At 59.5% G+C, this 13,104-nt stretch carries 7 protein-coding genes; 4 read left to right on the top strand and 3 right to left on the bottom strand.

Annotation, left to right across the window (positions count from 1 at the left end):
- Window positions 1-494: 494 nt before the first annotated feature.
- The gene (locus BT204_RS24865) at window positions 495-3,896 is read right to left on the bottom strand and encodes a hypothetical protein (RefSeq protein WP_072448592.1); all 3,402 of its coding nucleotides are present in this window, start codon (window positions 3,894-3,896) and stop codon (window positions 495-497) included.
- Window positions 3,897-4,199: 303 nt separating this feature from the next.
- Complete coding sequence (locus tag BT204_RS24870; RefSeq protein WP_072448594.1) at window positions 4,200-5,213, bottom strand: AraC family transcriptional regulator; 1,014 nt, start codon at window positions 5,211-5,213, stop codon at window positions 4,200-4,202.
- A 168-nt stretch (window positions 5,214-5,381) separates the two neighbouring features.
- On the opposite strand from BT204_RS24870, the gene efeU reads away from it, so the two are divergent.
- From efeU to efeO (BT204_RS24890), 4 genes are read left to right on the top strand one after another with little or no spacing between them, the layout of a single operon-like run.
- Complete coding sequence (gene efeU, locus BT204_RS24875; protein WP_072448596.1) at window positions 5,382-6,227, top strand: iron uptake transporter permease EfeU; 846 nt, start codon at window positions 5,382-5,384, stop codon at window positions 6,225-6,227.
- Between the two features lie 10 nt (window positions 6,228-6,237).
- Entirely contained in the window at window positions 6,238-7,440 is a 1,203-nt protein-coding gene (gene efeO / locus BT204_RS24880) for an iron uptake system protein EfeO (protein ID WP_057977296.1), read from the top strand.
- A 14-nt stretch (window positions 7,441-7,454) separates the two neighbouring features.
- The gene (efeB, locus tag BT204_RS24885) at window positions 7,455-8,759 is read left to right on the top strand and encodes an iron uptake transporter deferrochelatase/peroxidase subunit (RefSeq protein WP_034127406.1); all 1,305 of its coding nucleotides are present in this window, start codon (window positions 7,455-7,457) and stop codon (window positions 8,757-8,759) included.
- Window positions 8,760-8,784: 25 nt separating this feature from the next.
- Window positions 8,785-9,600, top strand: a complete 816-nt coding sequence (gene efeO, locus BT204_RS24890; RefSeq protein ID WP_034127360.1) for an iron uptake system protein EfeO — start codon at window positions 8,785-8,787, stop codon at window positions 9,598-9,600.
- 56 nt (window positions 9,601-9,656) lie between these two features.
- Here efeO (BT204_RS24890) and BT204_RS24895 read toward each other — a convergent pair whose 3' ends face one another.
- Complete coding sequence (locus BT204_RS24895; protein ID WP_139271547.1) at window positions 9,657-13,088, bottom strand: hypothetical protein; 3,432 nt, start codon at window positions 13,086-13,088, stop codon at window positions 9,657-9,659.
- Window positions 13,089-13,104 lie beyond the last annotated feature (16 nt).

Below are 13,104 nucleotides of genomic sequence, written 5' to 3' on the forward strand. Positions count from 1 at the left end.
TTGCGCCGGAGCAACCGTTCGCACCACTTATCGTGAAGGGACCATGGGCGACACTATCACCTCCAGGCCCGATTATCCCGGTGAAGCTCTCTGAAATATTCAAGCAAAGCGCAGACACCTGAACAGACACCACCATCAACGCACTAAAGGGTAACGCAATTAAACGCTTCATAAGTTCACCATCACATTATGGATTGAAAACTTAACGCATGAAGGTCATCACACCACGTGCTCATTCAGCTATAGCAACGCCCTCACAGTTAAGTACTGTGACCCCTCTATCCAAAAGCCTCTGTAGCGGCCGCGTAGGATCACCATTAAAACTGTGCACGATTTTTTGCTTCGGATATGCCAGCCACTTCCTAAAAACAATAAGGCAGGGTCTGTCATACTCAAGCGAAGGGCGCTGTCAGTTATTTCCTGATCCCGCCTGTAACGCCACTTTCAAGCAAGTCAGGTGCCGTCCTGGCGGCCCATTCTAAAAAGAACCTTTTTTAAAATACCAAGTGCTCTTGCACATAGGCCTTGAACGCCTGGTCACGTGCCGGCTGATGCGTGAGCGGGCGCTCGGGAAGCACTGTACCGGGAGGCTGCTGCATTAATCGGTAAACTCCGATCAGCTTCCTGGAGCCCTGGTCCATCGCGTAGATCAACCCTGGCGCGGGGGCGCGCGCAGAGCGTTTGCTGACGATTCTTATGGGTACCTGATCGGTGATCGGTAATTCCCCAAAAGCCGCCTGCGCGGCTTCAATTATCGCGCGGTTCTGCTTGAACAAGTTGGGGTCTGTCTTGAGCTGAGACAGCAGGGCAACACTGGTCATCGTGGACTCCGCGTTGAGATTGCCGGCGCGGGAGCCATACATGTTGACGCCCGTCTTGCCCACAAGGACTGGTGCATCTTCACCTGGCAGGACCAACACTGCAGGGTCGGTATGCCCGTTGGCCAGGTTGAGCAAACCTGCCGCATTTTCTTCATCTGTTCTCAACCGCGTGAGGTAGGCGAGATCAAGCGTACCTCGGCTCACAGGGCCTGGCAGGTGGTCCAATTCATGAATCAACGCGTTGCTCATAGCGCCTTCGTGGGAGCCGAAATGCTGGTAATAGCGCTTGGCACCATCGATGTTGACCTCCATGAATTTCCCCGTCTTATCGACCTTGAAATCTTCCGGGATGACCTGCGCCACCCATCGTTGGTCCCGGGAGCGCATGAACTTTATGTTTCTGGTGGTCAGCGCTTGAGCGTTGGTCTTGAGCCGTGTAAGGCGAGAGGTCATCAGTTTTCGTGCGTGATCAGGTCTAATGCCCTGGAAGCTCTTGAGCACAAAGTCCACGTCTTCAGTCAGCGCAGGGTCTGCTAGCGCTTTAAGTGCATCGTCCACCTTGGACACCATCAGCGGCTGCGAACGCTCGATGAGTTCCTTGACCTCCGCGCGTGTGGCTCTCGGCCCTGGCTTGACCTTGCCTTCGTTCGGTTGCGTCTCCACCGGGCGCTCTTCCTGCGGCTTTTCTGTGCTTTTTAGCGAGTCGCGGCGCATTTGCCGAACGCGCCCGACCCGTTGTTCTTCGAGTTGCGCTTTCCAAGCGGCGCGCACCACGCTCTGGGACTTCTCTCCAAGCCGATACAGGCGGCTTCCTACCCACTTGGCGGCTTTGAGCAGAGGTTCAGAGAGGCCGGCGAATGGATTGAGCAAACCGTTGGTGACTGTCCCCACCGCCCGGGTAGCCGCCGCCAGCCTGGAAAAGCCGGTTTGCGCCTTATCGAACGCTGCAGCCCCCTCCGCTGCACCTCCTGCGACGACAGTAATGGCTACCGCAACGTCGGTGGCGCACCCTGTCAACGCTCTCAGATCTTTTTTGACGTGCCCGGAGACAATGTCGTCGTAGCAAGCCTTGAAGGGAATCAATGTATTTACAAGTGTTTTACTGACCCGTTTGACCCGATCCTGGTAACGCTCCGAGGCCGTTTGCCCCATTGCGGTAGTGAGGAGTTGTTCGGGATCCAGCACCAGATTGCGTTGGGCTACGTAGTCAGCAATCGCATTGGCCCGCTCCGAAAAAAAACCAAGCGGTGCCAGCGTTTGTGAAGATGTCGCCGCCGGCAGTGTTTCGCGCAATGCCCTGATCTGCACCTCGGATGCCCCCGCCCGTGGACCGTCCACGTGGGACTTCATACGGGTCACCCACAACCGCGGGACGATTGCCTCGCCTTTGTCCAGCATCGCCTTGAAGTCGTGCCGTTCGACATAGGTCCCGCTCATGGGAAAAAACTCATAACACTTGGCATCTTTGCCCTGCCCGACGCCGATCAGGAAGCCATAGCGCCCCCTCACCGCCTGGAGTTGCTCATCGGCATCTGTTATGGAAGTACCTGCGCCATTAATGGACTCGGCCTCGACTCGATAAAAGGTCAGTTCCTGAGTGGCCAGTGCCTGCCGGTCCGCGTAGGGCATTTTGCTGAGAATGTCTTTCAGGCCCGTGGAGACGGCCTTTTGAAAACGCTCGGTATCACCCTTGACAGCCTCGGCAAGGGACTGCCCGGAATGTTTCAACCTCGTGAAGTGCACCCGCAGGGAAGCCAGCCTGGGGTCATATTCATCTTTGAACAACGTGGCGCCAGTCATATCCACAAGCTTGGTCGAGGCAAATTCACCGTACTTGAGATTGCCGCTCATGTGCAGGTCAACCAGGCTTTCCTTAAAGCCGAGACTGCGCTGCAACCAGGGTAACCCGGGCACCATATTAGACAGCAACTGGGGAAACCGGTACGCCACGGTATGCATCGGTTCGTTCAGATCGTGCCCCGGAAGCACGCGTTCGAGGTCAGCCTGCGCTCGCGCTCGCCGGTCTTTTATCGGGGTGCTCAGTGTTATAAGCGCCTGATGAGAGCTCTCGATATAGTCGTTGTATTTTGTCGCCGCGACTTGCAGGTCTTGGGCGGTGTACTGATCGTCCGCTCGCCGAGCAATGACCCCGTGCATCGTTGCCCAATCAAGCAGCGGTTCTGTTTCGATGGCATGAAACAACACCACTTGCTCCGGCGTCAGGGCCTGGAGGATGGCGCGCTCCAGCACCTGATCATAGGTGAGGGTGCGGCTGGAGCCCTCTGCTGACTCCTCCAGCAACGCGACAGTTTTCCTGAGTACCACCCAGGCAGGAGAGCCGATGCGCAACGTATCCGGCGTGTCTGGCAGCACAAACTCTGGAGCGACACTGGCCAGCATGATATGCACAGTGGCATCCACCGCCTCGGGCCGCACGCGCCCATTGCGCACCAGATGCGCCTTCAAGTCGCCCTTGACTTCTGCCAGGGTACGCCCGACGTTAGCCAGTGAATACAGATCATAACCTGCGATATGGTTTCTACGCTGCCCCAGCTCGGGGTCAATGCTCAACATCAGGGCAGTCAGCAGCAATTGGTTGCGCTGCTTGTTTGTAAACCCGGCAGGATCACGCCCAATCGCAGCCAGCAATGTGTTCTGCCGATAGCGATTGAGCGGTGCATGGCTACTCAGATGCCGAGTGATCTGATCATCCATGTTTTGCGTGGTCACGTTCATGCTGGTGAGGATGCCGTCGCCGACATAGGTTCTTAACGCCTCGACCAAGCGTTGGCGTTCGTCAAGGCTCAGGCTTGGGTGGCCTGGCTCCGGTGCCTGCGCAGATGCCCAGGTGTAGTTGCCCAAGGCAGGACTCGATGGTAGCCCAAGACGCTGCCAATTGATCAGGTTACGCACCTGCGCGGCCGTTCGCGGCAGGTTTTCACCACTCAGCCCTGGAAAACGTTGTTGCAGAAACGCCAGCGCGGTGGTGTCTTTGTCGACGGCGCCAGGACGGGGTGCCAGGTTAAACCGCAGGTTCGCCAGGTCGACGAAGGCATAGTCAGCCTTATCGAGCACACTGCGCTCCAACACGGTCAACCAGGCTTGCCGGTCAATCGCGTCCGCCTCGCCTTGAGTGAATCTGTGTTGCGCGGGATCCGACCCGGCAACCCACGATGACGAGACCTCAGGGGGGGTAACAAAAGGTGGGGGACCGAAACGCGCTGAAGAGAGAAGAGGTATTGCTGCAGGAACTTTTGATAACACGTCCATGACCCAGCGTTCAATAAGGGTTTCCAGACTGAGAGAAGGTCTGCGCTGGCTCCATAGGAAAAAGACGAGGCACAAGCCAGACCTTTCGCTACGCTAAATGCCGCCGACTCAACTCGCGTCGCGCAGAATCAGGCTGCGCAAGTGCCCCGGATTGGACCCGGACCACTTGCGGAACGCCTTGTAGAACGAACTGGTATCGGCAAACCCCAACCGCGACGCAATCTCGGCAAAACTGATCTGCGGTTCAGCCAGCCACACAATCGCCAGCTCCTTGCGTACACCGTCTTTGAGCCCCTGATAAGTCTGCCCCTCCTCTGCCAGGCGGCGGCGCAGTGTGGAAGCGGAAATGCACAAGCTGGCCGCAAGGCCCTCGGTTTCAGGCCAGGTATGGGGCGGCATCTGGCGCAGGTCGTGCTTGATGCGGGTGGCGAGGCTTTCGGGATCGCGGTATTTGACCAGGATGTTGGCCGGCGCACGGGCAAGGAAGCGCTTGAGTTCTTCCAGACTGCGCTTGATCGGCAGGTCGAGACAATCGGCTGAAAAAATCATGCGTGTGCGTGGTCGGTCAAAGCGCAGGTTGTCAGAAAACATCACCCGGTAATCGTCACAGAAGTCCGGCTGCGCGCAACGCAGTTCAATGGCGAGGATCGGGATGCGCCGCCCCGCCAGCCAGCAGGCGACGCCGTGGACGATCATCCAATAGGTGAAATAGGTAAAAGCGCGTTTTGGCTCACCAGGTTCCAGCAGGACGATCTCCGCCAGACTCTGTTGGCGAACCAGTTGGGCCGGAAGATGCTCAAGCATCAACGAGAGAAACCCCAAGCCGGTTTCCAGGCCGGCCGCCAGGCTGGGTTGCGCCATGGAGGCGCGACACAGGAACGCCAGGCTACCGGACTTGAGTGTGCGTGGGTCCATGCCAAAAAACTCATCGTCCCTGCGCCGCGCCAGCAAGCGCCACAGACGTGCATAGGCCGTGGCCGCCACGCGAGCGTCGGGCTGCTCAAGCAACGCCGGGTCAATCCCGACTTTGCTCAATGCCTCAACGGTGGCCGCTCCCGGCGCGCAACTGTGCAACAGCGCTTCGCGCACAAGGTGGATGGAGATAGTGTCTTTTTCCGACATGGGGCGTTGAACTGTCCGGCTGCAGTCTGGGTGGTCTGCATCATAAAGGCGGTTGCGCTTCGCCACCACCGTTCAGCCCACGTTCAGCAAAGGTCAATATTTCTTGTTTAGCAATGAGTATCATTATGTTACAACTTAGCTCCCTAACTAGTTGTGCCCGGGTGCCCGATGCTCGTTCCTTTTTTAATCATGCTGCGCGAAGGCATTGAAGCGGCATTAATCGTTTGCATTATCGCCAGTTACCTGCAACAGACCGGGCGTGGCCAGTGGATGCCTGCAGTGTGGATCGGCGTGTTCCTGGCGGCAGCGCTGGCGCTGCTGGTGGGCGGCGGCCTGGAGTTGGTCAGTGCGGAATTCCCGCAAAAGCAGCAGGAATTGTTTGAAGGTGTCGTCGGTCTGGTGGCCGTGGGCATCCTCAGTTCCATGGTGTTCTGGATGCGCAAAGTGGCGCGCTCGATTAAACACTCGCTGCATGAATCCCTCGATCATGCGCTGGCCGGCTCCAGGCATCAGGTGTTCGCCTTGATCGCCATGGTGTTCTTCGCCGTGGCCCGCGAAGGGCTGGAGACGGTGTTCTTCCTGTTGGCCGTGTTCCAGCAAAGCGAAGGTCCGGGCGCTCCGGTGGGCGCCCTGCTTGGCCTGGCGCTGGCCATTGTTGTGGGTTTGCTGATTTATTCCGGCAGCATGCGCCTGAACCTCAGTGCGTTTTTCCGCTGGACCGGCCTGTTCATCCTGGTGGTCGCGGCCGGCATTCTCGCCAATTCGGTGCAAGCCCTGCATGAAGCCGGCGTGTGGAATCACTGGCAGACCGTGCTATTCGACTTCAGCGCTGCGTTGCCCATGGACAGCCCGCTCGGTTCGGTACTGGCCGGTATGTTCGGTTACCAGGAGGCGCCGACCGTGAGCACCCTGGGCGCCTATCTGATTTACCTGGTGGTGGCCCTGGTGATGTTCTTCCTGCCCGCGGCCCCTACCCAGCCCGTTGCCAATACCTCTTCAGTTTCCAGCCAGTAAGGACCGTCTCTTGTCCAACCCAACCCCTCAATCGGCCCCGCCGTCCCGCGCCCTGCGCTGGGGCGTGGCCGGCTCGGTGGTGGTGATGATCGCCGCCGGAGGCCTGTTCTACTACGCCTCGCAATTGGCCGCCGGCAAGCGCCAGACCAACCACAATGAAATCGCGGTGACCATCCACGGCCACGCCTGCGAACCCAACGCCCTGACGGTACCAGCAGGACATGCCAGCTTTCGCATCATCAACCGCTCCGACCGCGCGGTGGAGTGGGAAATCCTCGACGGCGTGCTGGTGGTCGAAGAGCGGGAAAACATCGCCCCAGGCCTGAGCCAAGTGATCAACGCCAACCTGCTGCCCGGCGACTACGCCATTACCTGTGGCCTGCTGAGCAACCCTCGCGGCACCTTGCATGTCACGCCCACGGCAGAGTCTGACGCCCAGGCCAAGGCCAAGCCGTCGATGGTGGCCTTTATCGGCCCGTTGTCGGAGTTTCGCGTGTACCTGAGCAGCCAAGGCGGTGCGCTGGTCAAGGCCGTAACGGTCCTGCAACAGGCCATCGCCGCCGGCGACCTGGCCCAGGCCCAGGCGCTGTATGTACCGGCGCGCGAGGCGTATCAGCGCCTGGCGCCGGCGTCTCAGCGTCTGGCCGAATTGGATAACGCGATCAATGCCCGCGCCGATTATTTTGAACAGCGCGAGCAGGACCCTGCCTTCAGCGGCTTCCACCGCCTCGAATACAGCCTGTTCCAGCAACACAGCCTTGATGGCCTCGCGCCGGTCGCCCAACGCCTGGTTACCGACGTCACCACGCTCAAGCAGCAATTACTGGCCCAGTCCCTGCCCCCGGAGCAACTGGTGAGCATCGTGGTCCGCAACCTCAACAGCCTGGCGGACGTGCGGGCCGCGAGCGGTGAAGAGGAACGCTACAGCCACATCGACTTGAACGGCTTTGCCGCCAATCTGCAGGTCGCGCGCAAGGTGGTCGACCTGATGCGCCCGTTGCTGGTCAAGTCCGCCGCCGACCTGTTGCCCGCTATCGACAGCGCGCTCAACGCCTTCGACAGCGAACTCGACGGGCTCAAGGTGAATGACCGCTACCCCAGCTACGACAAGGTTACAGCCGATCAGCGCAAGCAGATCGGCGACAAGGCCAAGGCACTGGCCGTTGCACTCGATGGAATCGACCCCGCCCTTGGCCTTTCCGGCCTGCAGTGAAGACGACCGCATACATGAGTGATACAGAACAGTTTGACCTCCAACGTCGCCGCGTCCTGTTGGGCATGGCGGCCACCGGCGCTGCGATTGCCGGCAGCAGCCTGACCTGCCCGGCGATGGCGGCAGCGGCTGAGCAAGTCACCACCGCACCGCGCAGTGACAAGACCCAGGACCACCAGGCGTTTTTCGGCAAGCACCAAAGCGGCATCGTCACCCCGCGCCCGGCCTGCGGCATGGTCGTGGCGTTCGATGTACTGGCCAGCGACCGCCAAGACCTGGAACGTCTGTTCCGCACCCTCAACGAGCGCATCGCATTCCTGATGACCGGCGGCACCGTGCCCCAGGTCGACCCGAAATTGCCGCCCACCGATTCCGGCATCCTTGGCCCTGTGGTCACACCGGATAACCTGACCATTACAGTATCGGTCGGTGAGTCGTTGTTCGACGAACGCTTCGGCCTTGCCGCCGCCAAGCCCAAGCGCCTGAGTCGCATGGTCGGCTTTCCCAACGATGCACTGGAACCGGCGCAGTGTCACGGCGACCTGAGCCTGCAGTTCAGCTCCAACACGCCGGACACCAATATCCACGCGCTGCGCGACATCGTCAAAAACCTGCCCGACCTGCTGCTGGTGCGCTGGAAGCAAGAAGGCAGCGTGCCGCCCCAGGCACCGGCCAAGCCCGGCGAACCGGCACAGAGTGCGCGCAACTTCCTGGGCTTTCGCGATGGCTCGGCCAACCCCAACTCCAACGATGACAAGGCCATGGACCAGATCGTCTGGGTACAGCCCACCAGCGACGAGCCGGCCTGGGCCGCCCATGGCAGTTACCAGGCCGTGCGCATCATCCGTAACTTTGTCGAGCGCTGGGATCGCACCCCGCTGCAAGAACAGGAAAGCATCATCGGCCGTATCAAACCCACGGGCGCGCCCATGGACGGCCAGCACGAAACCCAGGTCCCGGACTACCGCAAGGACCCGCAAGGCAAGTTGACCAAGCTTGATGCTCACATCCGCCTGGCCAACCCGCGCACCCCGCAGACCCAGGCCAACCTGATCCTGCGGCGGCCGTTCAACTACTCCAACGGCGTCAACAAAAACGGTCAACTGGACATGGGCTTGTTGTTCATCTGCTACCAGGCTGACCTGGAGAAAGGCTTTATCAGCGTGCAAACCCGGCTCAACGGCGAACCGCTGGAGGAGTACCTCAAGCCAGTGGGTGGCGGGTATTTCTTTACCTTGCCGGGTGTCACCGGGCCCAAGGATTTCATCGGACGCACGCTGCTCGCCGCAACGCACCCTCACCCCCCTGCCAAGACCTAAAACACCCCACAGCGGAATGCATCCCATGAAGAAGTCGTCTATCGCGTTGTTGTTACTCAGCCTTTCGCCACTGGCAAGCTTCGCCGCTACTGCGCCGTTGGACCTGGTGGGCCCGGTGTCGGATTACAAAATCTACGTCACCGAAGAAATCGCTGAGCTGGTCACCCAGACCCAGGCGTTTACTGACGCCATCAATAAAGGCGACCTGGCCACCGCCAAGAAGCTCTACGCGCCGACTCGCGTGCACTATGAGTCCATCGAGCCGATCGCCGAGCTGTTCAGCGACCTCGACGCGTCCATCGACTCACGCGTCGACGATCACGAGAAAGGCGTCAAGGCCGAAGACTTCACCGGTTTCCACCGCATCGAGTACAGCCTGTTCTCCGAGAACACCACCCAGGGCCTCGCCGCCCTGGCCGATAAACTCAACAAGGACGTGCTGGACCTGAAAACCCGGGTTGACGGCCTGACCTTCCCGCCGGAAAAAGTCGTCGGCGGCGCCGCAGCGCTGCTTGAGGAAGTCGCCGCCACCAAGATTTCCGGTGAGGAAGACCGTTACAGCCATACCGACCTGTACGACTTCCAAGGCAACATCGACGGTGCAAAGAAAATCGTCGACCTGTTCCGTGGCCAGATCGACCACCAAGACAAGGCATTTTTGGCCAAGGTCGATAAAAACTTCGCCGCCGTGGACAAGATCCTGGCCAAATACAAGACCTCGGATGGCGGCTTCGAGACCTACGACAAAGTCAAGGAAAACGACCGTAAGGCTTTAGTGGGCCCGGTCAATACACTGGCGGAAGATTTGTCCACTTTGCGTGGGAAGTTGGGACTCAACTGATCGAAAGCGCCCCCCGTACGTCACGGCGAGGGCGCTGCCTGAAGTGTTTCAGGTCGTCATGCGGGCAGTGCTTCAAACCCATCCAGCGGCGTGCCGGTCGGCAACCCGGTCGTTGGATGGGTCGCGTACCAACGTCCATCGGTCTGTACCGCGTACACCGGTATCGAATGATTGTGTCCGTTATGAGCACCAGGCTGAACCGCCTGCTCCTGGACATTGTGCGGCGCCTGCAACTGGTTTGATACACCCAGGCAAGTGCGCAGTTTTTCTTCCACCACGCCAAGCTTTAAAAGCACTGAGGGGTTCGATGCCCTGCCTAACGCTTTAGGCAGCGCGACGAGCCCTTTCCCTCCAGCGGCCATCAAATCTGCCGCGCCATCCAATGGGTTCAAGAAGCCACTGACCACCTCAACCCCCTTTTCCAGTACGCGAAACGCCTTGACGCCGAAGGGAGCCACAGCTTTTGTGGACTTGACGAGCGGTTTCAAGGTTCCAAATGCCCCACCTGCGAATGCCCCGGCGGTGTCGATGATCAGCCCGCGCATCCCTTCAACGATGTTGCCTTTGGTCAGGTCAATGACGGCCCCGACAAACGGGATCATGCTCAACAAAATACTGTCGTTGCGTCGCAATATTTCGCGCTTTTGTTCCAGCGGCAACATGCCATGCGCGACCTTCAGCACGCTGGCACGATGATGGATAAAATTGCCCTGCATGATCCGATCGACAATTGACTGGGTGCGGGGCGACGAAAAACTGTTAGGCACCTGGTTGGATGCCTCGCCCTGTACAGAGACCGGCGTAGCGTGCAGGGTCTCGCCCAGCTTATCAATAATGACACCTGGCGAGGTCACACCGGGCCTGGGCAAGGCATTGGAGCTGTAAGCGGCAAAATCAAATGGTTCCACCGCGCCCAGCCGCACGGGGAGCTCTGACACCGCCCAAGGCCCATACGTCTTCGGCACCGTTTGAAAGGTCCCCCCGAGGGCCAAATCACGCGGCAGGTCTTCGCGCTTGACGATCAACAGCTTGTCCGGGAACACCTCGAAGTAGCTGATTACCCCGTTGTAATTACAGCGTATCAGCGTGCCCTTTCGCCCTCTGCGCTCCTCCACCTGCTCCGGTGTTACATCTATCTCAGGCACGCTATCGGTTGCCTCGCGCAAGGCAAACAGGTCCACGTCCCCCCACTCCAAGGCTTGGCGATCAGCCAACGGCAGTTGGGCGATCATGCGTCTTGTGGCGATGCTCAAACCCTGCTTGAGTTTGTCCAGGTAGGCATCGACTTCACCGGGCAACTGGGCCTGCACATCCGGTAAATGGGCGATCCTGGCGTTCAACGCTTGCACGTTGGCATCAACGGCTGCCTGGTCGGATGCGCTCAGCCGCGGAATGACAAATGGAGAGTTGCGCCGGGCTGGTTGTGGCGGCTGCTCCCCGGGCGCCAGCAGCATCCACCGGTCCCTTGTAAGGTCGCCGGTCATGTACGTCTCGATCAGCGTACGCGTTCTCGGCTCGGACAGCTTCATGTTGCGGCGTTCATCCGCGTCTGCGATGTACACCCGCATGGCTTTCAACTGTTCCGCGCTCAGGCCTGGAAATACTGTCTGCAAGTTCCTGATCGCCGAGTCTTCTCGTATAGGCAGCGGCAGGTTGAACTGCTCCAACGCATAAACGAGTTGCTCGCACTCCTCATTGAAAGCCGTGATGGCCTGCAGATGGTGCTGCTGTGTGTAGCGGCCATCCACTGGCTTTTCATAAAGCCCGCGCATCAAGCCCCAATCGAGTAACACGTCGATCCCATAATTATCCAATACCGCCGCTTCGCCCGGCGTACTGGTGCTCAGCCGGCTGAGCCCCATAATTTCGGTGTAGCTCATGCGCCGCGAGCAACCAGGCCCACCTTGACGCTCGGCAAACGTGACCCCCAGGCGAAAGTCGGCCCATTCCACCGAGCCTATCCGCATCGTGGAAGGGATATCCCGGACCAGAAACTCGGGCGCGCTACTGGCCAACAACAGATGCGCGGCCAGCGGTACCGTCTTTGGATCGAGCAAGGTGTTCTGAGCCAGTTGGGTCTCGATTTCAGCGCGTACCGACGCCATCGTCCGTCCACTGTTGGCGGGCTGATAGATGTCATAACCGGCAACGTTCCCAGGGCGCCGAGGCATCTCGGGGTCGATCTGCAGCAGAGCCGCCGTGAGTTCCCACTGCTTGGCTTCGAGGGTCGATAAGTCATAAGTACCGGACGTGCCCTGAAAATACAGACTGCGAGCAGCGGCCTTGCCCCAGTCCAGAGCTAACGGTTGGTCAAGGATCCGCTCCAGTATCTTGTCGGCGTTGGCACGCACCTCCTGCGGTGTGTGCTCATCGAGTACGCCGCGAAAATCCAAGGCGCGCAATAGACTCGGTTCGCTGCGGCTGATGGCATCGTCGCGCATGAACTGAGCTATCAAACGTTTGTCATTTTCAGACAACATGCCCGGTGCCCATGGTCGTGCAAGCAATTGCGCGTAATTACCCAGCGCAGGGGCAGGCGCCACCGCAGCTTGCAACCAGCGAATGACATTGCGCACTTCCTTCGCGGTCTTGGGTACGAGGAAGCCGTGAGAAATCAGTACATCACGCACGGCTGCCTTGTCGGCACCGTCTCTGGCAAGCACCGACGTGGCGCCGATCGGCGTCTGCGCATCGGCCAGCGACACCTCTTCGTCGTCGGGTCGATTGCGAACCAGATCAGCCAGGCAACCTGCCAGGTATTGACGCTCGTCCAGCCGGTCGATGGTTTTTCTTGCCGCAAGGCTGCTGCCCTGCAGCCGGCCTTTTGTCTCGGTTGACCAACCGGACCATTCCTCCGCCAACAGATGTCCACGCACCAACGCCAACTCATCGGCATTCGTTGGCGGGGTGATGTCATGCCACTGCAAGACAGCATTGCGAGAAAACCGGTCGGACTGTTCCGGCACATAAGCCACCCCATTACCCGCCCTATCCAACGCCGTGGCAGCGGCGCGCAATCGGGCCCCGACCTGCCACCAGCCAGAATCGTCGTTCAGAGTGAACGTCTTTCGCGTTCCCACGCGACCGCTTAAGACCAGCCCTGTGATCGAATCCGGTTTCACCACCACGGTATCCAGGGCCATGCCTTTGCTCATAATCCACGCCTTGACTTCATCAGTATTGAACGCACTGCGCAAAGCGGCAAAGCCTGCGTAGAAAGTGCTGTCGGTGGGGATCTGGACGAGGGAATCCCACGCGTGGCGCGTGGCTGATGTCGCCAGCTCGTTACGCAGGCGGTGATCACCCTCGCTCGACGCCAAGGGCACAGGTTGCAGCGTCCATCGTCGGGGACTATCTACAGCAGGATTTGAGGCTGCTTCGCGCTTGCTGCGAACAACGGGGTCGGGGAAGGCGTTTGCCGCCGGGCTCACAGAATGTAGCGGCGGCGTAAACGCAAGGGTGTCGCGACTAGGGCTGATACTCGACATGTCTGTTTCCTCTGAA

Source organism: Pseudomonas sp. NFPP02 (assembly GCF_900119355.1).
GTDB lineage: Bacteria > Pseudomonadota > Gammaproteobacteria > Pseudomonadales > Pseudomonadaceae > Aquipseudomonas > Aquipseudomonas paracarnis.

Excerpts from the sequence above, each read along its gene's own strand:
- BT204_RS24870 (WP_072448594.1), bottom strand. The coding sequence starts at position 5,213 with ATGTCGGAAAAAGACACTATCTCCATCCACCTTGTGCGCGAAGCGCTG.
- efeO (WP_034127360.1), top strand. The coding sequence starts at position 8,785 with ATGAAGAAGTCGTCTATCGCGTTGTTGTTACTCAGCCTTTCGCCACTG.
- efeB (WP_034127406.1), top strand. The coding sequence starts at position 7,455 with ATGAGTGATACAGAACAGTTTGACCTCCAACGTCGCCGCGTCCTGTTG.
- efeU (WP_072448596.1), top strand. The coding sequence starts at position 5,382 with ATGCTCGTTCCTTTTTTAATCATGCTGCGCGAAGGCATTGAAGCGGCA.
- BT204_RS24895 (WP_139271547.1), bottom strand. The coding sequence starts at position 13,088 with ATGTCGAGTATCAGCCCTAGTCGCGACACCCTTGCGTTTACGCCGCCG.